Below are 24,544 nucleotides of genomic sequence, written 5' to 3'. Positions count from 1 at the left end.
CTTGCGAAAGGTGCACCCTGGGAAGCCTTGTCTGACGCGCCTGTTGATGCGTCACCATATTAATGCCCTACGGCGGTGCATTGCTTTAATTAGGGTCACACCCCTTATATTCTTATTGCACCCTACTACGCGCGGGGGTATTGTCCGTTCCTGCACTGCAACATTGGAACGCAGTCTTTACTGCGGAGCGCGCCATGCCCCACACCACCCCGAACGATTCCTGTCCCACCCCCAAGGCGACCCCGATCGATGCCAGCCGCATCGGTCTGCCGCCCGCCCAGGGCCTGTACCACCCCAAGAACGAACATGACGCCTGTGGCGTGGGCTTCGTGGCGCACATCAAGGGCAAGAAAAGCCACGCCATCATCCAGCAGGGCCTGAAGATCCTGGAGAACCTCGATCACCGCGGCGCGGTGGGCGCGGACAAGCTGATGGGCGACGGCGCCGGCATCCTGATCCAGATTCCCGACACGCTCTACCGCGACGAGTTCGCCCAGCATGGCATCACCCTGCCGCCGCCCGGCGAATACGGCGTGGCCATGGTGTTCCTGCCCAAGGAAACCGCCTCGCGCCTGGCCTGCGAACAGGAACTGGAGCGCTCGGTGCGCGCCGAAGGCCAGGTCGTGCTGGGCTGGCGCAACGTGCCCGTGGACGTCGACATGCCGATGTCGCCCACCGTGCGCGACTGCGAACCCGTGATCCGCCAGCTGTTCATCGGCCGCGGCGCCGACGTGATGGTGCCCGACGCGCTGGAACGCAAGCTGTACGTGATCCGCAAGACCGCCAGCCACGCCATCCAGAACATGCACCTGGCGCATGGCAAGGAATACTTCGTGCCCTCGGCCTCGGTGCGCACCGTGGTCTACAAGGGCCTGCTGCTGGCCGACCAGGTCGGCCGCTACTACCGCGATCTGGCCGACCCGCGCACCGTGTCGGCGCTGGCGCTGGTGCACCAACGCTTCTCGACCAACACCTTCCCGGCCTGGCCGCTGGCCCACCCGTACCGCATGATCGCCCACAACGGCGAAATCAACACGGTCAAGGGCAACTTCAACTGGCTGCGCGCCCGCGAAGGCATGATGCAGTCGGCCGTGCTGGGCGACGACCTGAAAAAGCTCTATCCCATCGTCTACGAAGGCCAGTCGGACACCGCCACGTTCGACAACTGCCTGGAACTGCTGGTGAACTCGGGCTACTCGCTGGCCCACGCCATGATGATGATGATCCCGGAAGCCTGGGAACAGCACACGCAGATGGACGAAAGCCGCCGCGCTTTCTATGAGTACCACGCCGCCATGATGGAGCCGTGGGACGGCCCCGCCGCGGTCGCCTTCACCGACGGCCGCCAGATCGGCGCCACGCTCGACCGCAACGGCCTGCGCCCGGCGCGCTACCTGGTGACCGACGACGATATGGTCATCCTGGCCTCGGAAGCCGGCACCCTGTCGATCCCCGAGAACCGCATCATCAAGAAGTGGCGCCTGCAGCCGGGCAAGATGTTCCTGATCGACCTGGAGCAAGGTCGCATCATCGACGACGCCGAGATCAAGCTGCAATTGGCCAACAGCCGTCCGTACCGCCAGTGGATCGAGCGGCTGCAGATCAAGCTGGAATCGCTGCCTGCCCCGCGCCAGGCCGGCGTGCCGGCGCAATCGTCGGTGTCGCTGCTGGATCGCCAGCAGGCCTTCGGCTGGACCCAGGAAGACTACAAGTTCATCCTCGAGCCCATGGCCTCGACCGGCGAGGAAGTGATCGGCTCGATGGGCAACGACGCCCCGCTGGCCGTGCTGTCCGACCGCGCCAAGCCGTTCTACAACTACTTCCGCCAGTTGTTCGCCCAGGTCACCAACCCGCCGATCGACCCGATCCGCGAGCAGATGGTGATGTCGCTGGTGTCGTTCATCGGCCCCAAGCCCAATCTGCTGGATATCAACAACGTCAATCCGCCGCTGCGCCTGGAAGTGTCGCAACCGGTGCTGGACTTCGCCGCCATGGCGCAGATCCGCGACATCGAGCAGGTCACCGGCAAGAAGTTCCGCAGCTTCGAGCTGGACATCACCTACCCGGCCGCCTGGGGTCCCGAGGGCATCGAAGCCCGCGTGGCCGCGCTGTGCGCGCGCGCCGTGGACGCGGTGCAGAGCGGCTACAACATCCTGATCGTGTCGGACCGCCTGGTCGACAGCGAGCGCGTGGCCATCCCCGCCCTGCTGGCCACCTCGGCGGTGCACCAGCACCTGATCCGCGCCGGCCTGCGCACCAACACCGGCCTGGTGGTGGAAACCGGCTCGGCCCGCGAAGTGCATCACTTCGCGCTGCTGGGCGGCTACGGCGCCGAAGCCATCCATCCCTACCTGGCGCTGGAATCGCTGGGCAAGATGAGCGACCCGGAAAAGGCCGTCAAGAACTTCATCAAGGCAATCGGCAAGGGCCTGAACAAGGTGATGTCCAAGATGGGCATCTCCACCTACATGTCCTATACCGGCGCCCAGATCTTCGAAGCCGTGGGCCTGCAGAGCAGCCTGGTGAACAAGTACTTCACCGGCACCGCCTCCAACATCGAAGGCATCGGCATCTTCCAGGTGGCCGAAGAGGCGCTGCGCCAGCACCGGGCCGCGTTCAGCACCGATCCGGTCCTGGCCAACGACCTCGACGCGGGCGGCGAGTACGCCTATCGCGTGCGCGGCGAAGAGCATATGTGGACGCCCGATTCCATCGCCAAGCTGCAGCACGCCTCGCGCGCCAACAACTACCGCACGTACAAGGAATACGCGCAGATCATCAACGACCAGAGCCGCCGCCACATGACGCTGCGCGGCCTGTTCGAGTTCCGCTTCGACCCGTCGCGCGCCATTCCGCTCGATGACGTCGAGCCGGCCAAGGAAATCGTCAAGCGCTTCGCCACCGGCGCCATGTCGCTGGGCTCGATCTCGACCGAGGCCCACTCGGTGCTGGCCGTGGCCATGAACCGCATCGGCGGCAAGTCCAACACCGGCGAAGGCGGCGAGGACGAGCTGCGCTATCGCGCCGAAATGCGCCAGGGCAAGAGCACCATCAAGGACGGCGACACGCTGGCCTCGCTGCTCGGCTCCGACCGCATCGAAGCCGACGTCGCGCTCAAGAAGGGCGATTCGCTGCGTTCGAAGATCAAGCAGGTCGCCTCCGGCCGCTTCGGCGTCACCGCCGAGTACCTGTCGTCGGCCGACCAGATCCAGATCAAGATGGCGCAGGGCGCCAAGCCCGGCGAAGGCGGCCAGCTGCCCGGCCACAAGGTGTCCGAGTACATCGCCAAGCTGCGCTACTCGGTGCCGGGCGTGGGCCTGATCTCGCCGCCGCCGCACCACGACATCTACTCGATCGAGGACCTGGCGCAGCTGATCCACGACCTGAAGAACGTCAACACCAAGGCCTCGATCTCGGTCAAGCTGGTGTCGGAAGTCGGCGTCGGCACGGTCGCCGCCGGCGTGGCCAAGGCCAAGGCCGACCACGTCGTGATCGCCGGCCATGACGGCGGCACGGGCGCCTCGCCGGTGTCGTCCATCAAGCACGTCGGCACGCCGTGGGAACTCGGCCTGGCCGAAACCCAGCAGACGCTGGTCCTGAATCGCCTGCGCAGCCGCATCCGCGTGCAGGCCGACGGCCAGATGAAGACCGGCCGCGACGTCGTCATCGGCGCGCTGCTGGGCGCCGATGAATTCGGCTTCGCCACGGCTCCGCTGGTCGTGGAAGGCTGCATCATGATGCGCAAGTGCCACCTGAACACCTGCCCGGTGGGCGTGGCCACGCAGGATCCGGAGCTGCGCAAGAAGTTCCAGGGCAAGCCCGAGCACGTCGTCAACTTCTTCTTCTTCATCGCCGAGGAAGTGCGCGAGATCATGGCCCAGCTGGGCATCCGCAAGTTCGACGACCTGATCGGCCGCGCCGACCTGCTGGACATGCGCTCGGGTGTCGAGCACTGGAAGGCGCAGGGCCTGGACTTCGCCCGCGTGTTCCACCAGACCCAATCCGACGCCGACGTGCGCCAGACCGAAGAGCAGGACCACGGCCTGGCCGGCGCGCTGGACCACCAGCTGATCGAGCGCAGCAAGCCCGCGCTGGAGCGCGGCGAGAAGGTCTCGTTCATCGTGCCGGTGCGCAACCGCAACCGCACCATCGGCGCCATGCTGTCCGGCGCGGTGGCGGCGCGCTACGGCCACGACGGCCTGCCGGACGACACCATCCACATCCAGTGCAACGGCACCGCCGGCCAGAGCTTCGGTGCGTTCCTGGCCCATGGCATCACCATGGACCTGGTGGGCGAAGGCAACGACTATGTCGGCAAGGGCCTGTCGGGCGGTCGCATCATCGTGCGCTCGCCCAATGACTTCCGCGGCTTCGGCCCCGACCACATCATCGCCGGCAACACCGTCCTGTACGGCGCGCTGGCCGGCGAAGCCTTCTTCAACGGCGTGGCCGGCGAACGCTTCGCGGTGCGCAACTCGGGCGCCGCCACGGTCGTGGAAGGCACCGGCGACCACGGCTGCGAATACATGACGGGCGGCACCGTGGTGGTGCTGGGCGCCACCGGCCGCAACTTCGCCGCCGGCATGTCGGGCGGCGTGGCGTACGTGTGGGATCCGGAGCGCACGCTCAAGCATCGCGCCAACCTGTCGATGGTCGAACTCGAAGCCGTGCTGCCGCATGCCGAGCAGCAGGCGCAGAACAACATCGACGTCTGGCACAGCGCGCAGCGCGGCGGCGAACGCGAAACGGATGAAGCCATCCTGCGCCGCCTGGTGGAAGACCACTTCCGCTACACCGGCAGCTTCCGCGCCCGCGAGATCCTGGGCGACTGGGAAGCCTCGCGCGGCAAATTCGTAAAGGTCATGCCGACGGACTACCGCCGCGCATTGGGTGAAATGTGGCGTGCAGCCAACCCGCAACAACTGGCTGCGTGAGGGATACCATGGGAAAGATTACCGGCTTTATGGAATACCAGCGCCTGCAGGAGGCCTCCGAGGCCCCGCAGAAGCGGCTGAAGAACTGGCGCGAATTCGTGCTGCACCTGACCGACGACCAGGCCAAGCAGCAGGCGGCGCGCTGCATGGACTGCGGCATCCCGTTCTGCAACAACGGCTGCCCGGTCAACAACATCATCCCCGACTGGAATGACCTGGTGTACAAGCAGGACTGGCGCCGCGCGCTGGATGTGCTGCATTCCACCAACAACTTCCCGGAATTCACCGGCCGCATCTGCCCGGCGCCGTGCGAGGCCGCCTGTACCTTGAACATCAACAGCGACGCCGTGGGCATCAAGTCCATCGAGCACGCCATCATCGACAAGGGCTGGGCCGAGGGCTGGGTCGCGCCGCAAGTGCCGGCGCGCAAGACCGGCAAGAAGGTCGCCGTGGTGGGCTCCGGCCCGGCCGGCCTGGCCTGCTCGCAGCAGTTGGCGCGCGCCGGCCACTCGGTCACGCTGTTCGAGAAGAGCGACCGCATCGGCGGCCTGCTGCGCTACGGCATTCCCGACTTCAAGCTGGAAAAGCACCAGATCGACCGCCGCATTTCCCAGATGGAAGCCGAAGGCGTGGAGTTCGCGCCCTCGACCTACATCGGCAACCCGTCCGACCCGGTGGCCGACGGCCTGACCGTGCGCACGCCGGAATCGCTGCTGGCCGAATTCGACGCCGTGGTGATGAGCGGCGGCTCGGAAACCCCGCGCGACCTGCCGGTGCCGGGCCGCGAGCTGTCGGGCGTGTACTTCGCCATGGACTTCCTGCGCCAGCAGAACAAGGCCGTGGCCGGCGACCGCCTAACCGACCAGACGCTGGCCAAGGGCAAGCACGTGGTGGTGATCGGCGGCGGCGACACCGGTTCCGACTGCGTCGGCACCAGCAACCGCCACGGCGCCGCCTCGGTCACGCAGTTCGAGCTGCTGCCGCAGCCGCCCGAGTCCGAGAACAAGGCCATGACCTGGCCCTATTGGCCGCTGAAGATGCGCACCTCGTCCTCGCACGAGGAAGGCTGCCAACGCGACTGGTCGGTGACCACCAAGCTGCTCAAGGGCAGCAACGGCAAGGTCGAAAAACTGGTCGGCTCGCGTGTCGAGTGGTTCAAGGACGAGTCGACGGGCCAGATGAAGATGCGTGAGGTCGAAGGCTCGGAATTCGAGATCAAGGCCGACCTGGTGCTGCTGGCCATGGGCTTCGTGTCGCCGGTGCAGACCGTGCTGGACGCCTTTGGCGTGGACCGCGACGCGCGCGGCAACGTGCGCGCCAACACCGACGACTACCGCACCAACGTTGAAAAGGTCTTCACCGCCGGCGACATGCGCCGCGGCCAGTCGCTGGTGGTCTGGGCCATCCGCGAAGGCCGCCAGTGCGCCCGCTCGGTCGATGCCTACCTGATGGGCAGTTCCGAACTGCCGCGCTGACCGGCGCCCGCCAGACGGCAATGGCCGGCTTCCTTGCGGGAGCCGGCCGTTTTGCTTCTTGTCGCGCCGGCCGCAGCGACCGCGCGGTCGCCGACGCCCCGGCGCGACACGCCTTTGAACGCGGTACGCCCTAGGCACCGCCGCGCTGCATGCGCGGGCCCGATACCGCCGCCTGCCCCAGCCAGTAGGCCGCGGCCGCCACCACGAAACTGGCCGGCGCGGCGAAGCTCGCGGCCAGGCCGCTCATGTGCATCAGCACCAGCCCGCTGGCCGCGCCCGCGAACCAGGCGCCCAGCCCGCGCCGGTTGTAGGCGCTGCCGCCGCCCGGCGCCGGCGCGGTCTCGCCCACCGCCAGGATGTGCACCAGCGCCACCGCGACCCACGCCACCACGAAGATGCCCTGGTAGGCCAGCGCCTGCAGCAGATAGGCGAACACGTCGAACAGCATCAGCGCGTACGACACCAGGCCCACCACCACCGCCCATGCCGCCTTCGGCCAGCGGCCCAGGCCGAAGCGCGCGAAGAAGGCCTGCATGTTGATGGTGGCCAGATAGTAATTGGCGGTGTTGATGCGGGTCTGCGTCACCCACACGAAGAACAGGCCGCCCAGGCCCATCAGCTTGAGCAGCGCCAGCACCACCGACACCTCGCTCAAGGCGCCGTCGCCGGGAATGATCGCAACCAGGTAGATGCCGGCCACGCCGTTGAGCAGGAAGGTGACCAGGTAGAACGGCATGCCGAAGTTGTAGCGGCCGTGGTAGCGCGCGTCCTCGCGGCGGCCGAAGCGCGCGTAGTCGAAGGTGAACATCATCAGGATCCACACGCCCATGTAGTACACGTAGGCGTCCCACCAGCCGCCCGCCACCGGCCCGCCGGCCGGGCCGAACGCCAGCCAGGCGTCGCTGTAGCCGTATTCGCGCGTGGCCAGCGCCACGGCCAGCAGCAGGCCGCCCAGGTAGAACGGCAACAGCACGCCGTTGAACTTGTCGAGCCAGCGCTGCACGCTGCCGAAGATCAGCAGCACGCTGTAGACGACCACCAGCAGCGCGAAGGCCCAATAGGGCACGGACGGGAACATGTGGTGCGCGGCGACCGCCATCACCGAACCCTCGAACACGGCGTAGTAGATGGCGGTGGCGAAGAAGATCAGGGTGGCCAGCGCCGCGCCCGAGGTGCCGAACACCGCGCGCGAGAACAGCGCCACCGATTGGCCGGTGCGGATGGCGTAGCGCGAGATCACGGCGTTGATCAGGCCATAGGAAATCACCGACAGCACCATGCCGATGATGGCGTTGCGGGCGCCGTAGTTGAGCGCCAGCGTGGCGCCGACCACGATATAGAAAATTGCGCTGCAAACGGCCCACCAGGCCATGGTGAGCGGGAATCGGCCCATGCGGTCGGCATCGGCCACGGTGGCGAGGGAAGTGTCCCGGTCTGAGGACGTGGAGCTGGAAGCAAGGTTGGCCATGGAGGCTCTCCTGACGTGCTGAAGAACCGCGGAATGCGGACGGGTACGGCGTGCAGCGTGTGAAACTCGAATGCACAGGCGCGAGCGCGCCCGTCCGGCCCGTCGGAACGGGCCGGAGGGAAAGCAGCAATCAAGGGGAAAGCGCGGCGCGGATCAGCCCAGGGCGGCGCGCAGCCGCTCGAGGCGGGCGCGGTAGTCCTTGCGGGCCTGCAAGGCCGTCTCCAGCGTGACCCGCTCGAAGCGGGCCTGCTGGTTGGGCTGCATCTGGCCGACCTTGTCGAGGTCGGCGCTGATCACGGTGCCGATCATGGCGTAGCCGCCGCCGGACACGGCGTCGCGGTGCAGGATGATGGGCTCGACCCCGGCCGGCACCTGGATCGATCCGATGGGATAGCAGGCGTCGACGATGTTGGACGGATCGGCGCCCGCGCCGAACGGTTGCTCGCGCGGCCGGAACTTCAGGGCGCGGCCTTTCTTGTAGCGGTAGCCGATGCGGTCGGCCTCCGAGGTCACGCTCCAGGCGTCCTCGTAGAACGAGGCGGCCGATTCCGGCATCAGGCGATGGTCGTACAGGCCCGGCACCACGCGCAGCACCTGTTCCTTGGGACACTCGCCGGCGAGCGCCGCCGGTAGCGCGCGGCCGACCCGCGTCCCGGGGCGCGGCGCGCCCACGCGCAGGCGGTCGCCGGCCTGCAGGCGGCGGCCCTCGAAGCCGCCGATGGCGCCCAGCGTGTAGGTCGAGCGGCTGCCCAGCACCTCGGGCACGTCGATGCCGCCGGCGATCGCCAGGCAGGCGCGCGCGCCGGCCTGCACGAAATCAAACGACAGCCTGGCGCCGGCCGGCACCGCCAGCGCGGTGTTGCAGGCCTGTGCCTGGCCATCGATCTTGGGCGTCATGGCGGCGCCGGTGACGGCGATCACCGCCGCGCGCGTGAAGCGCAGTTCGGGCCCCATCAGCGTGCATTCCAGCACCGCCGCGTCCTCGGGGTTGCCCACCAGCAGGTTGGCCGCGGCCAGCGCGTACTGGTCCAGCGCGCCCGAAGGCGGAATGCCCAGGTGGTAGTAGCTCTGGCGGCCACGATCCTGGACCGACGTCGCCAGCCCGGGCTTGATCACTTCGATGAGCGGTTCGTCATGCGACATGGAGCGTCTCCAGAAGGCGGGCGTTGTACTGTTCGGGCGCCGCCATGAATTCGGACAGCGAGAACGACACGGGACGGATGTCGAGCTGGAAGGTGCCGGCCTCGACCTCGGCCACCGCGGCGTCGTACTCGGCGCGGCTGATCGGCTTGAACTTGACGATGTCCCCGGGACGGAAGAACACCATCGAGTCGCGCAGGTGCGCCTGGCGCTGCGCGGGCTCGAAGATCGGCGCGGGCGTCACGCCGAACATCTGGTAGCCGCCCGCGCCGCGCACGGAATAGATGCAGGCGAAGCAACCGCCATGTCCCACCGTGTGCCTGGGCGTGTCGGTGCGCGGCCGCAGGTACTTGGGCACTTCGAGCTGGCGTTCGCGCTCGACCATCTGGAACATGAACGGCAGCCCGGCCACGAAGCCGACCATCGACACGAACCACGGCGCGCTGGAATGCGCGGCGATGAATGCATCGGTATCGGCAAAGCCGTTGATGCGCGCGGCGTATTCCAGGTCGGTCGATTCCGGGTCCTGGTGGCGCTCGCGAAAGCGCATCAGCGTCTCGTGGGTCCAGGGATCGTTGTAGAGCACCGGCACCTCGATGACGCGGGTGTCGAGCCGCAGGTTGTCCAGGTCGATGCCGGCCTCGATCTCGCGCAGGATGGCCAGCATGGATTCGGGCGCGACCTGCTCGGGGTCGTAGCGGATCTGGTACGAGGCGTTGGCCGGGCAGATCTCGGTGACGCCGGGCACGGCGCGTTCGCGCAGCGCGCGCGTGATCGCCATGCCCTTGAAGAACGCGGCCAGCGACATCGATTCGCTGATCTCGGCGAAGATGAATTCATCGCCGCCATGGGTGTAGCGCACCGTCATTGGGTCCCCTCCCGCTGCTGCATCCAGCTTTCCAGATAGTTGGTGTGATAGTCGCCTGCCAGCACGCCCGCATCGGCCACCAGGGCGCGATGCAGGGCCAGCGTCGACGGCACGCCTTCGAATTCGGTTTCGTCCAGCGCGCGCGCCATGCGCGCCAGCGCGGCGTCGCGGCTCTCGTCCCACACGATCAGCTTGGCCAGCAGCGAATCGTAGTAGGGGGGCACCACGCTGCCGGCATACACCATCGAGTCGATGCGCACGCCCGGCCCGGCCGGCCAGCGCACGTGCGACACGGTGCCGGGACCGGGCGCGAAGTTGCGCGCCGGATCTTCGGCGTTCAGGCGGCACTCGATCGCGGCGCCGCGCATGACGATGTCGGATTGCTTCAAGCGCAGCGGTTCGCCGTCGGCGATGCGCAGCATCTCGCGCACCAGGTCGATGCCGGTGATCGCCTCGGTGATCGGATGTTCGACCTGGATGCGCGTGTTCATCTCGATGAAGTAGAACTCGCCGCGGGTCTCGTCGTACAGGTATTCCAGCGTGCCGGCGCCGCGATAGCCCACCGATTCGGTCAGGCGCAGCGCGGATTCGCACAGCGCCTGGCGTAGCGCGGGGCTCAGCGCCGGTGACGGCGCTTCCTCGAACACCTTCTGGCGGCGGCGCTGCAGCGAGCACTCGCGCTCGAACAAATGCACCGCGCGTTCGCCGTCGCCCAATACCTGCACCTCGATATGGCGGGCGCGCGGCAGGTAGCGTTCCAGGTAGACGCCGCCGTCGCCGAATGCGGCGCGCGCCTCGGCCTGCGCCATCGGTATGGCCTCGCGCAACTGCGCCTCGTCGGCCGCCACGCGGATGCCGCGGCCGCCGCCACCGGCGGACGCCTTGATCATCAACGGATAGCCGATCTGCGCCGCGTGGCTCAGGACCTCGTCCAGCGACCCGACCACGCCCTCGCTGCCCGGCACGGTGGGCACGCCCGCCGCCTTGGCGCAGGCGCGCGCCGCGGCCTTGTCGCCCATGCTGCGGATGGTTTGGGCGTCGGGCCCGACGAACACCAGGCCGGCGTCGGTCACGGCCTGCGAGAAGTCGGCGTTCTCGGCCAGGAAGCCATAGCCGGGATGGATCGCGTGGGCGCCGCTGTCGCGCGCCGCCGCCAGCAGGGCGTCGGCATTGAGATAGCTGCGGGTGGCGTGGGCCGGACCGATATGCACCGCCGAGTCCGCCAGGCGCACCGCCAGGGCATCGCGATCGGCGTCGCTGTAGACCGCCACCGTGCGCATGCCCAGCTCGCGCGCGGCGCGGATCACGCGCAGCGCGATCTCGCCGCGGTTGGCGACCAGCAGGGTGTGGATGCGTCGCGGCCGGTAGAAGGAATGCACGCCCATGCCTCAGCCCTCGATCCGCAGCAGGGCCTGGCCGGGTTCGACCGGGTCGCCATCGGCCACCAGGATCTCGGCGACCACGCCGCCGACCTCGGCCTCGATCTGGTTGAACTGCTTCATCACCTCGACGATGCCGACCACGTCGCCGGGCTTGATGGTGGCGCCCACTTCGACGAACGGCGCCGCATCAGGACTGGGACGGCGGTAGAAGGTGCCGGGCAGGGGGCTCTGGATCTCTTGCTGCGACATGGGGTTTTCTCCTTGGAATGTATGGGAATGATGGGCGGATCAGGACAACTGCGGCGGCGCGATGCGGATGCCGTGCGCCTCCAGGCGGGCGCGGGTGGCCTGCACCAGGCCGAGCGCGCCGGGCGTATCGCTGTGGATGCAGACGGAATCGAAGCCGATCGGGATGTCGCGGCCGTCGACGGTGCGCACCTTGCCGTCGGTACACGCCCGCAGCACCTTGTCGGCCACCTGCTCCGGATCCAGGGCCTGGGTGTAGCGCGTGAACACGATCGAGCCGCTGGCGTCGTAGTCGCGGTCGGCATAGAACTCGCGCACCACCGGCAGGCCCAGCTCGCGCGCCACCTTGCACGTCAGCGAGTTCTCCATGCAGTACAGCATCAGCGTCGGCTCCAGGTCGCGCAGCGTCTGCACCAGCCGGCGCGACAGGGTTTCGTCGCGCGCGGCGCGCATGTACAGCGCGCCATGCGGCTTGACATGCTGCAGGCGCAGGCCATAGAGGCGGGCGAATTCGCGCAGCGCGCCGACCTGGTAGACGATGTCGTTGACCAGGCCTTCGGCGTTCTCGTTCAGGTCGCGGCGGCCGAAGCCGACCAGGTCGCGAAAGCCGGGATGGGCGCCGATGCCGATGCCGTGCTCGCGCGCCATGACCACGGTGCGGTTCATGATGTTGGGGTCGCCGGCATGAAAGCCGGTGGCGATGTTGGCCGAGCTGATCAGCGGCATGATGGCGTCGTCCACGTCATCGCCGATTTTCCAGGAACCAAAGCCTTCGCCCATGTCGGAGTTCAGGTCTATCGTCGCCTTGCTCATGAAACAGGATCTCCTTCCATTCGCGGGCCGGTGGCCCGCGCACTGCCTGCACAGTAGCGAAGCGTCCAAGGGATAAAAAGTTCTTTTTTTGGATCAATGGTTATCTGAATTTTTGATGCCCCGCATTGCGCACCAAATCAGGGCGGCTGCTGAATTCCCATGAAATTTCAGGGATTTCCCTGAGATTCCGCGCACCCCTATGGCGCGGATAAACAGATATTCTGGTGGCTTACTATCAATTAATCAGATATTGCCGCCATGTCGCTCACCCTCCGGCAGCTCAAATATTTCGTCGCGGCCGCCGAACTCGGACAGATCTCGCAGGCGGCGATCCAGTTGGCGATCTCGCAGTCGGCGGTCACCACCGCCATCCGTGAACTCGAAGAGATCGTCGGCTCGCCGCTGTTCCAGCGCAGCGCCAGCGGCGTGGCGCTGACCGAAACCGGACGCGGCTTTCTCAACCACGCCTACAACATCCTGTCGTCGGTCGACGAGGCGCTGCGCATGCCCAGCGCCGACGGGCGAGAGAGCGGCCGCCTGCTGCTGGCGGCGTCGTACACCGTGATCGGCTACTTCCTGCCCTACCACCTGCAGCGCCTGTCGCAGCTCTATCCCAACCTGGACATCCAGCTGCACGAGCTCAACCGCAACGCCATCGAGGAAGGCCTGATCGCGCACCGCTATGACATGGCGGTGCTGCTGACCTCGAACGTGGTGAACCCGGAACTGGCGGTCGAACACTTCTTCGGTTCGCCACGTCGGCTGTGGGTGCCGGCGCGGCATCCGCTGCTGGCGCGCGATACCGTCACGCTGGAAGACGTGGCGCACGAGCCGTTCATCATGCTCACGGTCGACGAGGCCGCGCACACCGCGCTGCGCTACTGGAGCGAAACGCCATTCCGTCCCGACGTGCGCCTGCGCACCTCGTCTGTGGAGGCGGTGCGCAGCATGGTGGCCAATGGCGGCGGCGTGGCGGTGCTGTCGGACATGGTCTATCGCCCGTGGTCGCTGGAAGGGCGCCGCATCGAGACCATCCAGCTGAAGGATCCGATCCCGCCGATGAACGTGGGACTGGCGTGGCGCAAGGGCGCGGACATCACGGGTCCGATGCGCGCGGTGCGCGACTATTTCCGCCACGCCTATGCGGTGCCGCGTGGCACCGATACCTTGCGTTGAGTCCGATTGACGCGTAACTGTGGCGCCGCAACCACGCGCCGTGTCGCGGCTTGATACACGTCAAGACCGGCTTTTCCCGCCTCTGCGAACCTGAATGCCTACATTCACGCAATACACGGAGAGAGGAAATGTTCGCGATGTATCGGCGCACCCGCGCTCTTGCCCTGGCCTCGGCCTGCGGCGCCACCCTGATGCTTGCCGCCCCCGCGCAGGCCCACGAAGCCGGCGACATCCTGTTCCGCGTCGGCGCGACGCAGGTTCGCCCCTCGTCCAACAACGGCTCCGTGCTCGATGGCAGCGTCAAGCTCGACGTCAACAACAACGTGCGTCCCAGCTTCACGCTGGCGTACATGGCCACGCGCAACATCGGCATCGAACTGCTGGGCGCCTGGCCCTTCGAGCACGACGTGCGCGGCAGCGGCCTGGGCAAGATCGGCTCCAGCAAGCAATTGCCGCCCACGCTCAGCCTGCAATGGCACATCCTGCCCGACAGCATGGTGCAGCCCTACATCGGCGTCGGCATCAACTACACCAAGTTCTTCGACACCAAGGCCGAGGGCGCGCTCAAGGGTTCCGACCTGAAGCTGGGCGATTCCTGGGGCGTGGCCGCGCAACTGGGCGCGGACATCAAGATCAGCGAACGCTGGTTCATGAACGCCGACATCCGCTACATCGACATCAAGTCCAAGGTGAAGCTGAACGGCGAACACATCGGCACCGCGCGCATCAATCCCTGGGTCGCCACGCTGGGCGTCGGCTACCGCTTCTGATCTTGCCGCGCCACCGGCTACTGGCGCCGCTGCGCCAGTAGCTGCTGCAACGCCTGCAATGCAGGCGTTTCGTCGTCCGCGCGCCAGACCAATCGCGTCTGCGCCCGGCCATGCTTGCCGGACAGCGGCGTCACGCGCAACGACGGCTCCGCCCCCAGCAGCGCCAGCACCGAACGCGGCACGATCGCCACGCCCGACCCCGCGGCCACGCACGCGACGATGGCGTGGTACGACGCGAATTCCATCACCTTGTCCGGGGCCACGCCTTCCTGGCCGAACCAGGCCTCCAGGATGCGGCGGTACGAGCAGCCCGCCGCGAACGCAATGACGCTGCGATCGCCGACGTCCTTGGGGCCGTGGATTTCCGGCCAGGCCAGCGGCGAGATCAGCGCCAGCTCTTCATCAAACGCCGGCTGCTGCGCCAGCCCCTGGGCCTCGAAAGGCTGCGCCACGAAAGCGGCCTCGATCTCATAGTTGCGCACCTTGGCGGCCAGCGCGCCGGACGTGCCCGTCACCAGTTCGATGCGCACCTGCGGCCAGGCCGCGTGATACGCCGCCAGGATCGGCGGCAGCCGCGCCGCGGCCGTGCTTTCCATGGTGCCGATACGCAGCAGGCCTTGCGGCGCGCCATCGCGCACGGCCGCCTGGGCCTCGGCCGACAGGCGCAGCAACCGGTCCGCATACGACAACAGCACGCGTCCCTGCTCGGACAGCACCAGGCGGCGGTTCTGGCGCCGGAACAACGGCGCCTCCAGCGTGGCTTCCAGCTGCTTCAGGCGCGTCGAGACATTGGACTGCACCCGGTTCAGGTGGGCCGCCGCGCGCGCCACGCCGCCATGGTCCGCCACCGCCTTGAAGATCTGCAGCGCATCGAGATCCAAGTTTCTCATTTCAAGAACTCGTATTCTTAATAATTCACTATTCAAGATATTAGTACAGCCGTAGAGTGGGAGCCATGTCAATAGCCACCCACCCCGATACCGCCCGTCCCCGCGGCGCCCTCGGCCTGGCCCTGCCGGCCGCGCTGGCGCTGGCCGCGGCGATGGGCATCGGCCGCTTCGCCTTCACGCCCGTGTGGCCGTTGATGGCGCAGGAGGCCGGGCTGTCGCTGGCGCAGGGCAGTTGGCTGGCCTCGGCCAATTACGCCGGCTACCTGCTGGGCGCGTTGGCCGCGGCCCTGCGGCCGCCGCGCCATCCGCGCGCCATGCTGGCCGTGAGCCTGCTCGCCGTGGCGCTGCTGACGCTGGCGATGCCGTGGTTCCACGACGTCCTGGCCTGGAGCCTGCTGCGGCTGGCGGCGGGGTACGGCAGCGCCAGCGCCTTCATCTGCGTGGCCGCTTCACGCGCCGTCGGACCGGGCGATCCCCGCGCGCCGGCGGTGTCGGCCATTACCTACGCGGGCGTCGGCGCCGGCATCGCGCTGACCGGGCTGGCGTGCCTGGTATTGATGGCCGCGGGCGCGGACGCCAATGCCAACTGGACCGCGCTGGGCGCGCTGACCCTGGCGCTGGCGGTACTGGCCTGGCCGGGGCTGAATCGCCCCCGGCCGGCCCGCCACCTGGCCTCGGCGCCCGCGCCCGCCCGCCTGCCGCCCGGCATCGGCCGGCTGGCGCTGCACTATGGCATTTTCGGTGCGGGCTACATCATCCCGGCCACGTTCCTGCCCGCCATGGCGCGCGAGATCATCCCCGATCCGGCGGTGTTCGGCTGGGCCTGGCCGCTATTCGGCCTGGCGGCGGCGCTGTCGTGCCTGCTGGCCCCGCGCGTGGCGCAGGCACGCGACGACAAGACGGTGTGGCGCGGCGCGCAGGCGCTGATGGCGCTGGGCATGCTGGCGGTGGCGCTGTGGCACGACATCGCCGCGGTCATCGTCGCCGCGCTGCTGGTCGGTGGCACGTTCATGGTCATCACGCAGTCGGGCATGCTGGTGGCGCAGCGGCTGGCCGGCAGTGCCGCGCCACGCGCCGCGGCCGTCATGACCTCGGCCTTCGCCGCCGGCCAGATCGTGGGGCCGCTGCTGGCTTCCGGCGCCGCGCGCTGGGGCGCGACGCTGCCGCAGGTGCTGGCGGCAGGCGCGGCGCTGCTGGCGCTGTCGGCCTGGCGCTTGGGAAAAATCAGCACCGCGGGCACGAACGCTGGGCATAATGCGATCGGTTCCCAGGAACCGTCACATCAAGAATGAGGAGTCACCCAGCATGAAATCGCTACGTCCCCTGGTCGCCGCCCTGGCCGCCTTTGCCGCCCTGGGCGGTACCGCCCACGCCCAGGCCACCGACTGGCCCGCCAAGCCCATCACCATGATCGTGCCCTACGCGCCGGGCGGCTTTGCCGATACCCGCGTGCGCCTGCTGGCGCGCAAGCTGGGCGAATCGCTGGGCCAGCCGATCGTGGTCGAGAACAAGGCGGGCGCGGGCGGCGTGGTCGGCACCAACCTGATCGCCAAGGCGGCGCCCGACGGCTACACCATCGGCACGGGCAACCTGGCGCCGATGGCGGTCAACCCGTCGCTGATGAAGGACATGCCGTACAACCCGCAGAAGGACCTGGCGCCGGTCATCCTGATCGAGAACAGCCCGCTGGTGCTGAGCGTGAACAACGAACTGCCGGTCAAGACCCTGGCCGACCTGATCGCCATGGCCAAGAAGCAGCCGGGCAAGCTGTCGTTCGGCTCGTCGGGCGTGGGCGGCGCGCACCACCTGTCCGGCGAGATGTTCCGCGAGCAGGCCAAAATCGACATCGTGCACGTGCCCTACAAGGGCGGCAGCCTGGCCGCGACCGACCTGATGGGCGGCCATATCTCGATGATGTTCGAGATGGGCTACTCGGCGCTGCCGGCCATCCAGGGCCAGAAGATCCACCCGATCGCGGTGACCTCCGCCCAGCGCCTCGCGGTGCTGCCGGACGTGCCGACCATGGCCGAATCCGGCCTGCCGGGCTTCGAGTCGTACAACTGGCAGGGCATCGTCGCCCCCGCCGGCACCCCCGCGCCCATCATCGCCAAGCTCAATGCCGAGTTCAACCGCATCCTGAAGGAACCCGACGTGCAGAAGGCCATTGCCGACACCGGCAGCCAGGCCGGCGGCGGCACGCCCGAGGAATTCGGCGCGTTCATCAAGAGCGAAACGGCCAAGTGGGCGCAAGTCATCAAGGCTGGAAACATCCAGCTCCAGTAAGCCAACCAGGAGTATTCCCATGACATCCCGCCTTCTCGACCTGCTCAAGCTCGACCACCCCATCATCCAGGCGCCCATGGCCGGCGGCGCGACGACGGTGGAGCTGGTGTCGGAGGCCTCGAAGGCGGGCGTCCTGGGGTCGCTCGGGGCGGCCTACCTGAGCCCGGAACAGATCGAGGCGGCCGCCGGCGCCATCCGCGAGCGCACCGACCGGCCATTCGCCATCAACCTGTTCGCCTCCGTGCCCGAGCAACCCTTCGATGGCGATGCCAGCCGCATGCTGGACCTGCTGGCGCGCTACCACGCCCAGCTGGGCCTGCCGGCGCCCGTGGCGCCCGGGCCGCAGCCCGATCCGCTGCCCGGCCAGATCGAGGCGGTGCTGCGCCTGCGGCCCGCGGTCTTCAGCTTCACCTTCGGCCGCATGCCGGCCGACGCCCTGGCGCGCTGCCGCGAACTGGGCATCCTGACGGTCGGCACCGCCACCACCGTGCGCGAGGCCGTGGCCCTGGAACAGGACGGGGTGGATGCCGTCGTGGCCCAGGGTGCCGAGGCGGGCGGGCACCGCGGCACCTTCCTGGACGATTTCGAGGATTCGCTGATCGGCACCATGGCGCTGGTGCCGCAGGTGGCCGACGCGGTGTCGATCCCCGTGATCGCCTCCGGCGGCATCATGGACGGGCGCGGCATCGCCGCCGCGCTGGCCCTGGGCGCCAGCGCCGCACAAATGGGGACAGCTTTCCTGACCACCGACGAAGCGGGGATCGGCGACGCCTACAAGGCGGTGCTGCCGGCCTCCCGGTCGGAACAGTCGCGCGTCACCCGGGCGTTTTCCGGACGGCCGGCGCGCGGCATCGTCAATTCTTTCATGCGCGACGCCGACGAACTATCGGACGACATCCTGCCGTACCCGTTGCAGAACGCGCTGACGCGTCCCATGCGCACGGCCGGCGGCAAGGCCGGCAATATCGCCGTGCTGTCGCTGTGGGCGGGCCAGGGCGCGCCCCTCGCCCGGCGCGAAAGCACGGCCGCGCTGGTGGCGCGGCTGGCGCGCGAGACCGCCGCCGCCCGCGGTCGCGGCTGACGCCATCCGAACGCCGGGCGCAAGCCGAGGACGCTCCAAGGCGTCCCCGGATTGTTCCCGTGGGCGAAAACACTGTTCCACGGACAGTCATATCCCACTGCGGTGACAATTCGTCGGGCTACAATGGCCCCTCGCCGCCGGGTGCGACCGGACTTTCCCCGTCCCCGGCATATGAGTAACAGGGCGCTTCCCGACGCAGCCCGCCTCGCTCGCGCCGGCCGGCTCCCCGCCCGCGCATGAGCGCGGCGGCAGGGCATCCGCCACCGAAACACCCGCTTGTTGCCCATGCCCGATCAAACCCGCAGCACCCCGGAATTCGCCCTGCGCCTGCAGGATGTGGCGCTAGGCTACGGTGATTTCACCGTCTTGCGCGGCATTTCCATGGAAGTGCGCTCGGGCCAGGTGGTCGCCATCATGGGCGGCTCCGGCTCCGGCAAGACCACGCTGCTGCGGGCGGCCACCGGCCAGCTCGTCGCGCAACAAGGCACCGTGCTGGCGTTCGGCCAGGACATCGCCCGGGCCACTCGGGCCGAACTGCAGTCGCTGCGCAAGCGCATGGGCGTGCTGTTCCAGCAGGGCGCGCTGTTCACCGACCTGAACGTGTTCGAGAACGTCGCCTTCCCGCTGCGCGAGCACACCCGGCTGGCCGAACCCGAGATCACCGCCCGCGTGCTGGACAAGCTCGACGCCGTCGGCCTGCGCGCCGCCGCCCACCTGAAGGTGGCCGAAATCTCCGGTGGCATGGCCCGCCGGGTGGCGCTGGCCCGCGCGGTGGTGCTGGAACCCGAACTGATCCTGTACGACGAACCCTTCGCCGGCCTCGACCCGATCTCGCTGGGCATCACCGCCCGCCTGATCCGCAGCCTGGCCGACCGCCTGGGCTGCGCCTCGGTGCTGATCACCCACGACGTGCACGAATCGTTCGCGATCGCCGACCAGGTGTACCTGGTCGGCCAGGGCCAGCTCAAGGCGGCCGGCAGCCCCGACAGCCTGTCGGCCTCGCCGGACCCCTACGTGCAGCAATTCCTGAAGGGCGAACCCGACGGCCCGGTCGCGTTCCAGTACCCCGAAACGCCGGCTTTCCAGAAGTGGCTTTCGCAACAACAAGGGCGCAAGGCATGAGCGGATCCAACAACGCCATCGGCGCGCTGGGCGGCTGGGTGCGCACCCGCATCGCCGGCATCGGCTACTTCACCCGTTTCTTCGGCGCCATGCTGGCGCGCAGCGGCATCGCGCTGTCGCGGCCGCGGCTGGTGTCGCAGCAAATTCATTTCATCGGCAACTACTCGCTGCTGATCATCGCCGTGTCCGGCATGTTCGTGGGCTTCGTGCTGGGCCTGCAGGGCTACTACACGCTGAACCGCTACGGCGCCGAGGAATCGCTCGGCCTGCTGGTGGCGCTGTCGCTGGTGCGTGAGCTGGGCCCGGTGGTGACCGCGCTGCTGTTCGCCGGCCGCGCCGGCACCTCGCTGACCGCCGAGATCGGCCTGATGAAGGCCGGCGAGCAACTGTCGGCCATGGAAGTGATGGCGGTCGACCCGATGCGCCGGGTGCTGGTGCCGCGCCTGTGGGGCGGCATCATCGCCATGCCGATCCTGGCCGCCGTGTTCTCCATGGTGGGCATCCTGGGCGGCTGGGTGGTCGGGGTGCTGATGATCGGCGTCGACGCCGGCGCCTTCTGGTCGCAGATGCAGGGCGGCGTGGACGTCTGGAACGACGTCGTCAACGGCGTCATCAAGAGCCTGGTATTCGGCGTCACGGTGACGCTGGTGGCGCTTTACGAAGGCTGGCAGGCCAAGCCCACCCCGGAAGGCGTCGCCCGCGCCACCACCCGCACGGTCGTGGTGGGGTCGCTGGCGGTGCTGGGGCTGGACTTCCTGCTGACCGCCTTGATGTTTGGAAACTGATTACGGATCGATCATGTCTCGCGAAAAAACCGATTTCTGGGTAGGCCTGTTCGTCTTGCTGGGCGCGGCCGCGCTGGCGTTCCTGGCGTTGCGCGCCGGCAACTTGAGCACCTTTTCTTTTGCCCCCACCTATACGCTGACGGCCAATTTCGATAACGTAGGCGGCCTCAAGGTGCGCGCCCCCGTGAAAAGCGCCGGTGTGGTGGTGGGCCGGGTCGCCGGAATCTCCTTTGACGACAAGACTTTCCAGGCCGTCGTGTCGATGAACCTGGAAACCGCCTACCAGTTCCCCAAGGACTCATCCGCGGCCATCCTGACGTCCGGCCTGCTGGGTGAACAGTACCTGGGCCTGACCCCGGGCAGCGAAGAGGACAACTTTGCCGATGGCGGCAAAATCCGCTATACCCAAAGCGCCGTCGTGCTGGAACAGCTGATCAGCAAGTTCCTGTACGGCACGGCCGAGAAGGAAGGCTCGAACGCGGGTGGCTCGCCGGAAGCGAAAGCCCCGAATTAAAGAGGATCCGTCACGCGCGGCCACATCCGCGCGCGGCGCACGCTGCAATAAGAATAGATATCTGTTGATAGGGATGCCCTGATCATGAACAAGAAAGCTCTTTCCCGAATCGCCACCATCGCCGCCGCCGGCGCACTGATGGCCGGTTGCGCCGCGCCGCAGCAGCCGGATCCGCGCGATCCCTGGGAAGGCTTCAACCGCGGCGTCTACAAGTTCAACGACACCGTCGACCGCGCCGTCTTCAAGCCGGTGGCGCAGGCCTACACCTACGTCACGCCGGAGCCGGTGCGCAGCTGCGTGCACAACATCTTCAGCAACGTCGGCGACCTCTGGTCGGGTACCAACAGCTTCCTGCAGGGCCGCGGCCACGACTTCGTCAACACGCTCGGCCGCTTCCTGTTCAACACCACCATGGGCGTGGGCGGCTGCTTCGACGTCGCCTCGGCCAACGGCGCGCGCAAGATCCCCAACGACTTCGGCACCACGCTGGGCGTGTGGGGCTTCGGCCAGGGTCCGTACCTGGTGCTGCCGTTCTTCGGTTCGGCCAGCGTGCGCGACGGCGTCGGCCTGGTCGGCGACTGGCAGGGCCGCATGCACGGCTACATGGGCGTGAGCGCCATCGACAACGTGGCGCTGCGCAATTCGCTGTGGGGCCTGGAAGTGGTCGATACCCGCGCCAGCCTGCTCAACGCCACCGACACCGTCGACCGCGTGGCGCTCGATCCGTACAGCTTCGTGCGCGACGCCTACCTGCAGCGGCGCGCCGCCATGGTGGCCGGCCAGCGCGTGGACGACGAATCCAGCCTGCCGAACTACGAAGACGACGAGGACGAAGGCGCCGCCAGCAAGGGCAAGGGCGCCGCGGCGCCAGCGCCGGTTCCCGCAACCAAGTAAGCTGTTGGATTGCGTTATCAGTACAGCAAGGAGTTTTCATGCGGTTTTCCTTTTTTTCCCTGCTCCGGCGCGTCGCCTTCTCCGGCCTGCTGGGCCTGGCGGCATCAGCCGCCGCCCAGGCGCAACCGGACGCGCACGGCGCGCCTGACCAGTTCGTGCTGGGCGCGGCCAACGAAGCGCTGGACGTCCTGAAGGCCGACGGCGCCGTCAAGGCCGGCAACACCGCGCGCATCAACCAGGTCGTCAACGAGCACATCCTGCCGTACGTCAACTTCCAGAAGACCACGCGCCTGGCCGCCGGCCGCTACTGGCGCCAGGCCACGGAGCAACAGAAGACCGCCCTGGCCGACGCCTTCCGCGGCACCCTGGTGCGCACCTACAGCGGCGCGCTGACCCGCGTCACGTCCGGCACCAAGGTCACGGCGCTGCCGTTCCGCGGCGACCCCAAGGCCGACGACGTGGTCGTGCGCACGCTCATCAGCCAGGCCAACGGCCAACCCACGGGTGTCGACTACCGCCTGGAAAAAACGCCCCAGGGCTGGAAGATCTACGACATGAACGTCGAAGGCATCTGGCTGATCGAGAACTACCGCAACCAGTTCGCCCAGCAGATCAACCAGAACGGCATCGACGGCCTGATCAAGGCGCTGAACCAGCGCAATCAGTAGGATTCCGTCCGATCCGCCTCGGCCCGGCGCGCCCTTGCGGCCCGCCGGGCCGATTGTTTTGGGGACAAATCGGGCCGCAGCGCCCCCACGCGCCCCGGGGCTATCGGCGCCTTGCGTAGCGGGGCGCTTATATAATGATCAATTCGCTCTTTTCCGGGCACCCCTCGCCGCCGTCATGTCTGCCGTCAGTCTTGAGAACGTCTCCAAAATCTACTCGCCGCGCCGCAGCGGCTGGAGCAAGCTCACCGGGCGCGCGTCCGGCGCCGGTTTCCAGGCGCTCAACGACGTCAGCCTGAATATCGAGCACGGCGAGTTCTTCGGCCTGCTCGGTCCCAATGGCGCCGGCAAGACCACCCTGATTTCCATCCTGGCCGGGCTGGCGCACGCCACCAGCGGCCGCGCCACCGTCTGTGGCTACGACGTCGTGGCCGACTACAAGTCGGCGCGGCGGGCGCTGGGCGTGGTGCCGCAGGAACTGGTCTACGACCCGTTCTTCACCGTGCGCGAAACGCTGCGCATCCAGTCCGGCTATTTCGGCCTGCGCAAGAACGACGACTGGATCGACGAGATCCTGTTCAACCTGGGCCTGGCCGACAAGGCCAACTCGAACATGCGCGCGCTGTCCGGCGGCATGAAGCGCCGGGTGCTGGTGGCGCAGGCGCTGGTGCACCGCCCGCCCGTGATCGTGCTGGACGAGCCCACCGCGGGCGTGGACGTGGACCTGCGCCGCACCCTGTGGGAGTTCATCTCGCGCCTGAACAAGGCCGGCCACACCATCATGCTGACCACCCACTACCTGGAAGAAGCGGAGGCCCTGTGCGGCCGCATCGCCATGCTCAAGGGCGGCCGCATCGTGGCGCTGGACACCACCCAGGCACTGTTGGCGCGCGTCGGCGGCGTTGACCTCGAAGACGCCTTCGTGCGCATCATGCACCAGGACGACGCCTTGCAACCCGAAGAGATTTCGCAATGACGCAGCCCGCCGCCAATGCCAGCCAGCCGCTGGTGCAGCCCCGCCTGGACGCGGGTTCGGGCTTTCCGACCCTGCTGCGCAAGGAATTGCTGCGCTTCTGGAAGGTCAGCTTCCAGACCATCGCCGCGCCGGTCATCACCGCGCTGCTGTACCTGCTGGTGTTCGCCCACGTGCTGGAAGGGCGCGTCATGGTCTACGGCAGCGTGCCGTACACCGCGTTCCTGATCCCCGGGCTCATGATGATGAGCATGCTGCAGAACGCCTTCGCCAACCCGTCGTCGTCGCTGATCCAGAGCCGCATCACCGGCAACCTGGTGTTCATGCTGCTGCCGCCGCTGTCGCACCGCGACATCTTCGCCGCCTACGTGCTGGCGGCCGTGGTGCGCGGCCTGGCCGTGGGCCTGTGCGTATGGGTGGTGGCGCTGTTCTTCGTCTCGCTGGTGCCGTCCAACCCGCTGTGGCTGCTGGTGTTCGCGGTGCTGGCCTGCGGCATCATGGGCACGCTGGGCCTGATCGCCGGTCTGTGGTCGGAGAAATTCGACCAGCTGGCGGCGTTCCAGAATTTCCTCATCATGCCGGCCACCTTCCTGTCCGGCGTGTTCTATTCCATCCATACGCTCCCGCCCTTCTGGCAGGGCGTGTCGCACTGGAACCCCATCTTCTACACCATCGACGGTTTCCGCTACGGCTTCTTCTCGGTGTCGGACGTCTCCCCCTGGCGCAGCCTGGCGGTGGTGACGGGGGTGTTCCTCGCGCTTTCGATCTATGCGCTGCGGCTCCTGGCCAGCGGCTACAAACTCAGGAACTGACGTCCATGCTTCCCACTCCCGCGCAAGTCCGCCAATACATCGCGGACGGCCTGCCCTGTGAACACCTCGACGTACAGGGCGACGGCTCGCATTTCGACGCGGTCATCGTCAGCGCCGCCTTCGAAGGCAAGCGCCTGATCCAGCGCCATCAACTGGTCTACGCGGCGCTGGGCGACCGCATGAAGGCCGAGATCCACGCCTTGTCGATGCGCACCCTGACCCCCGCCGAATACGCCCAGGCGGGCAAGTAACC

General features: G+C 67.8%; 22 protein-coding genes. 15 read left to right on the top strand and 7 right to left on the bottom strand.

Annotation, left to right across the window (positions count from 1 at the left end; all coding sequences use genetic code 11):
• The first annotated feature begins 194 nt into the window (after positions 1 to 194).
• Together ACUTAG_RS15680 and ACUTAG_RS15675 are read left to right on the top strand one after the other, a co-directional pair.
• Entirely contained in the window at positions 195 to 4,934 is a 4,740-nt protein-coding gene (locus ACUTAG_RS15680; RefSeq protein WP_006388084.1) for a glutamate synthase-related protein, read from the top strand.
• Between the two features lie 8 nt (positions 4,935 to 4,942).
• Positions 4,943 to 6,409: a glutamate synthase subunit beta gene (locus ACUTAG_RS15675; protein ID WP_020925600.1), complete on the top strand. Its 1,467-nt coding sequence runs from the start codon at positions 4,943 to 4,945 to the stop codon at positions 6,407 to 6,409.
• 130 nt (positions 6,410 to 6,539) lie between these two features.
• Here the strand turns inward: ACUTAG_RS15675 and ACUTAG_RS15670 are convergent, their stop codons facing one another.
• The 6 genes from ACUTAG_RS15670 to ACUTAG_RS15645 form a co-directional block, all read right to left on the bottom strand.
• A complete protein-coding gene (locus ACUTAG_RS15670) occupies positions 6,540 to 7,877 on the bottom strand; it encodes a purine-cytosine permease family protein (protein WP_020925601.1) in 1,338 nt (445 codons plus the stop codon).
• Positions 7,878 to 8,030: 153 nt separating this feature from the next.
• Positions 8,031 to 9,020 carry a 5-oxoprolinase subunit C family protein gene (locus ACUTAG_RS15665; RefSeq protein ID WP_446650245.1) on the bottom strand — a complete coding sequence of 330 codons (990 nt, stop codon included), beginning with the start codon at positions 9,018 to 9,020 and terminating at the stop codon, positions 8,031 to 8,033.
• Complete coding sequence (locus tag ACUTAG_RS15660; RefSeq protein ID WP_148317778.1) at positions 9,010 to 9,885, bottom strand: 5-oxoprolinase subunit B family protein; 876 nt, start codon at positions 9,883 to 9,885, stop codon at positions 9,010 to 9,012. The genes ACUTAG_RS15665 and ACUTAG_RS15660 overlap by 11 nt, the downstream gene beginning before the upstream one ends.
• On the bottom strand, positions 9,882 to 11,270 hold the full coding sequence (locus ACUTAG_RS15655) for an acetyl-CoA carboxylase biotin carboxylase subunit (protein ID WP_148317780.1): 1,389 nt from the start codon (positions 11,268 to 11,270) through the stop codon (positions 9,882 to 9,884). The genes ACUTAG_RS15660 and ACUTAG_RS15655 overlap by 4 nt, the downstream gene beginning before the upstream one ends.
• A 3-nt stretch (positions 11,271 to 11,273) precedes the next feature.
• A complete protein-coding gene (locus tag ACUTAG_RS15650; RefSeq protein ID WP_006388078.1) occupies positions 11,274 to 11,516 on the bottom strand; it encodes an acetyl-CoA carboxylase in 243 nt (80 codons plus the stop codon).
• Positions 11,517 to 11,555: 39 nt separating this feature from the next.
• Positions 11,556 to 12,326 (bottom strand): 5-oxoprolinase subunit PxpA, encoded by a 771-nt coding sequence (locus ACUTAG_RS15645; protein WP_006388077.1) that lies wholly within the window; start codon positions 12,324 to 12,326, stop codon positions 11,556 to 11,558.
• A gap of 258 nt (positions 12,327 to 12,584) precedes the next feature.
• Between ACUTAG_RS15645 and ACUTAG_RS15640 the strand changes: the two genes are divergently transcribed.
• Entirely contained in the window at positions 12,585 to 13,502 is a 918-nt protein-coding gene (locus ACUTAG_RS15640; RefSeq protein ID WP_006388076.1) for a LysR family transcriptional regulator, read from the top strand.
• Positions 13,503 to 13,630: 128 nt separating this feature from the next.
• Complete coding sequence (locus ACUTAG_RS15635; RefSeq protein WP_006388075.1) at positions 13,631 to 14,272, top strand: OmpW/AlkL family protein; 642 nt, start codon at positions 13,631 to 13,633, stop codon at positions 14,270 to 14,272.
• Positions 14,273 to 14,289: 17 nt separating this feature from the next.
• On the opposite strand, the gene ACUTAG_RS15630 is transcribed toward ACUTAG_RS15635, so the two are convergent.
• Complete coding sequence (locus tag ACUTAG_RS15630) at positions 14,290 to 15,162, bottom strand: LysR family transcriptional regulator (protein ID WP_045952912.1); 873 nt, start codon at positions 15,160 to 15,162, stop codon at positions 14,290 to 14,292.
• A 65-nt stretch (positions 15,163 to 15,227) separates the two neighbouring features.
• Here ACUTAG_RS15630 and ACUTAG_RS15625 point away from each other — a divergent pair, with 65 nt between their 5' ends.
• The 11 genes from ACUTAG_RS15625 (at position 15,228) to ACUTAG_RS15575 (ending at position 24,542) form a co-directional block, all read left to right on the top strand.
• Entirely contained in the window at positions 15,228 to 16,454 is a 1,227-nt protein-coding gene (locus tag ACUTAG_RS15625; protein ID WP_148317782.1) for a YbfB/YjiJ family MFS transporter, read from the top strand.
• Between the two features lie 13 nt (positions 16,455 to 16,467).
• Positions 16,468 to 17,445, top strand: a complete 978-nt coding sequence (locus ACUTAG_RS15620) for a Bug family tripartite tricarboxylate transporter substrate binding protein (RefSeq protein WP_026383371.1) — start codon at positions 16,468 to 16,470, stop codon at positions 17,443 to 17,445.
• A 19-nt stretch (positions 17,446 to 17,464) separates the two neighbouring features.
• Entirely contained in the window at positions 17,465 to 18,526 is a 1,062-nt protein-coding gene (locus ACUTAG_RS15615; RefSeq protein ID WP_054446033.1) for an NAD(P)H-dependent flavin oxidoreductase, read from the top strand.
• 285 nt (positions 18,527 to 18,811) lie between these two features.
• Positions 18,812 to 19,648, top strand: coding sequence for an ABC transporter ATP-binding protein (locus tag ACUTAG_RS15610; RefSeq protein WP_006388069.1), 837 nt, complete (start codon positions 18,812 to 18,814; stop codon positions 19,646 to 19,648).
• Complete coding sequence (mlaE, locus tag ACUTAG_RS15605; protein WP_020925611.1) at positions 19,645 to 20,433, top strand: lipid asymmetry maintenance ABC transporter permease subunit MlaE; 789 nt, start codon at positions 19,645 to 19,647, stop codon at positions 20,431 to 20,433. Before ACUTAG_RS15610 ends, mlaE begins: the two co-directional genes overlap by 4 nt.
• 13 nt (positions 20,434 to 20,446) lie before the next feature.
• Complete coding sequence (gene mlaD / locus ACUTAG_RS15600; RefSeq protein ID WP_006388067.1) at positions 20,447 to 20,947, top strand: outer membrane lipid asymmetry maintenance protein MlaD; 501 nt, start codon at positions 20,447 to 20,449, stop codon at positions 20,945 to 20,947.
• A gap of 84 nt (positions 20,948 to 21,031) precedes the next feature.
• The gene (locus tag ACUTAG_RS15595) at positions 21,032 to 21,841 is read left to right on the top strand and encodes an MlaA family lipoprotein (RefSeq protein ID WP_148317783.1); all 810 of its coding nucleotides are present in this window, start codon (positions 21,032 to 21,034) and stop codon (positions 21,839 to 21,841) included.
• A 38-nt stretch (positions 21,842 to 21,879) separates the two neighbouring features.
• Positions 21,880 to 22,509: an MlaC/ttg2D family ABC transporter substrate-binding protein gene (locus ACUTAG_RS15590; RefSeq protein ID WP_024067426.1), complete on the top strand. Its 630-nt coding sequence runs from the start codon at positions 21,880 to 21,882 to the stop codon at positions 22,507 to 22,509.
• Positions 22,510 to 22,684: 175 nt separating this feature from the next.
• Positions 22,685 to 23,482 carry an ABC transporter ATP-binding protein gene (locus ACUTAG_RS15585; protein WP_020925613.1) on the top strand — a complete coding sequence of 266 codons (798 nt, stop codon included), beginning with the start codon at positions 22,685 to 22,687 and terminating at the stop codon, positions 23,480 to 23,482.
• Positions 23,479 to 24,291, top strand: a complete 813-nt coding sequence (locus tag ACUTAG_RS15580) for an ABC transporter permease (protein WP_020925614.1) — start codon at positions 23,479 to 23,481, stop codon at positions 24,289 to 24,291. The genes ACUTAG_RS15585 and ACUTAG_RS15580 overlap by 4 nt, the downstream gene beginning before the upstream one ends.
• 5 nt (positions 24,292 to 24,296) lie before the next feature.
• Positions 24,297 to 24,542 carry a BolA family protein gene (locus ACUTAG_RS15575; protein WP_006388061.1) on the top strand — a complete coding sequence of 82 codons (246 nt, stop codon included), beginning with the start codon at positions 24,297 to 24,299 and terminating at the stop codon, positions 24,540 to 24,542.
• The last annotated feature ends 2 nt before the right edge of the window (positions 24,543 to 24,544 follow it).

It is taken from the genome of Achromobacter sp. CSND-B12, from assembly GCF_052906545.1.
This window is presented reverse-complemented; position numbering and strand designations above follow the sequence as displayed.

Bases quoted from the DNA above. Each gene is read 5' to 3' on its own strand.
- ACUTAG_RS15680 (WP_006388084.1), top strand. From the start codon at position 195: ATGCCCCACACCACCCCGAACGATTCCTGTCCCACCCCCAAGGCGACC.
- ACUTAG_RS15670 (WP_020925601.1), bottom strand. From the start codon at position 7,877: ATGGCCAACCTTGCTTCCAGCTCCACGTCCTCAGACCGGGACACTTCC.
- ACUTAG_RS15665 (WP_446650245.1), bottom strand. From the start codon at position 9,020: ATGTCGCATGACGAACCGCTCATCGAAGTGATCAAGCCCGGGCTGGCG.
- ACUTAG_RS15575 (WP_006388061.1), top strand. From the start codon at position 24,297: ATGCTTCCCACTCCCGCGCAAGTCCGCCAATACATCGCGGACGGCCTG.
- ACUTAG_RS15585 (WP_020925613.1), top strand. From the start codon at position 22,685: ATGTCTGCCGTCAGTCTTGAGAACGTCTCCAAAATCTACTCGCCGCGC.
- ACUTAG_RS15615 (WP_054446033.1), top strand. From the start codon at position 17,465: ATGACATCCCGCCTTCTCGACCTGCTCAAGCTCGACCACCCCATCATC.
- ACUTAG_RS15675 (WP_020925600.1), top strand. From the start codon at position 4,943: ATGGGAAAGATTACCGGCTTTATGGAATACCAGCGCCTGCAGGAGGCC.
- ACUTAG_RS15580 (WP_020925614.1), top strand. From the start codon at position 23,479: ATGACGCAGCCCGCCGCCAATGCCAGCCAGCCGCTGGTGCAGCCCCGC.
- ACUTAG_RS15655 (WP_148317780.1), bottom strand. From the start codon at position 11,270: ATGGGCGTGCATTCCTTCTACCGGCCGCGACGCATCCACACCCTGCTG.
- ACUTAG_RS15610 (WP_006388069.1), top strand. From the start codon at position 18,812: ATGCCCGATCAAACCCGCAGCACCCCGGAATTCGCCCTGCGCCTGCAG.
- mlaD (WP_006388067.1), top strand. From the start codon at position 20,447: ATGTCTCGCGAAAAAACCGATTTCTGGGTAGGCCTGTTCGTCTTGCTG.
- ACUTAG_RS15620 (WP_026383371.1), top strand. From the start codon at position 16,468: ATGAAATCGCTACGTCCCCTGGTCGCCGCCCTGGCCGCCTTTGCCGCC.
- ACUTAG_RS15590 (WP_024067426.1), top strand. From the start codon at position 21,880: ATGCGGTTTTCCTTTTTTTCCCTGCTCCGGCGCGTCGCCTTCTCCGGC.
- mlaE (WP_020925611.1), top strand. From the start codon at position 19,645: ATGAGCGGATCCAACAACGCCATCGGCGCGCTGGGCGGCTGGGTGCGC.
- ACUTAG_RS15630 (WP_045952912.1), bottom strand. From the start codon at position 15,162: ATGAGAAACTTGGATCTCGATGCGCTGCAGATCTTCAAGGCGGTGGCG.
- ACUTAG_RS15660 (WP_148317778.1), bottom strand. From the start codon at position 9,885: ATGACGGTGCGCTACACCCATGGCGGCGATGAATTCATCTTCGCCGAG.
- ACUTAG_RS15645 (WP_006388077.1), bottom strand. From the start codon at position 12,326: ATGAGCAAGGCGACGATAGACCTGAACTCCGACATGGGCGAAGGCTTT.
- ACUTAG_RS15595 (WP_148317783.1), top strand. From the start codon at position 21,032: ATGAACAAGAAAGCTCTTTCCCGAATCGCCACCATCGCCGCCGCCGGC.
- ACUTAG_RS15640 (WP_006388076.1), top strand. From the start codon at position 12,585: ATGTCGCTCACCCTCCGGCAGCTCAAATATTTCGTCGCGGCCGCCGAA.
- ACUTAG_RS15635 (WP_006388075.1), top strand. From the start codon at position 13,631: ATGTTCGCGATGTATCGGCGCACCCGCGCTCTTGCCCTGGCCTCGGCC.
- ACUTAG_RS15650 (WP_006388078.1), bottom strand. From the start codon at position 11,516: ATGTCGCAGCAAGAGATCCAGAGCCCCCTGCCCGGCACCTTCTACCGC.
- ACUTAG_RS15625 (WP_148317782.1), top strand. From the start codon at position 15,228: ATGTCAATAGCCACCCACCCCGATACCGCCCGTCCCCGCGGCGCCCTC.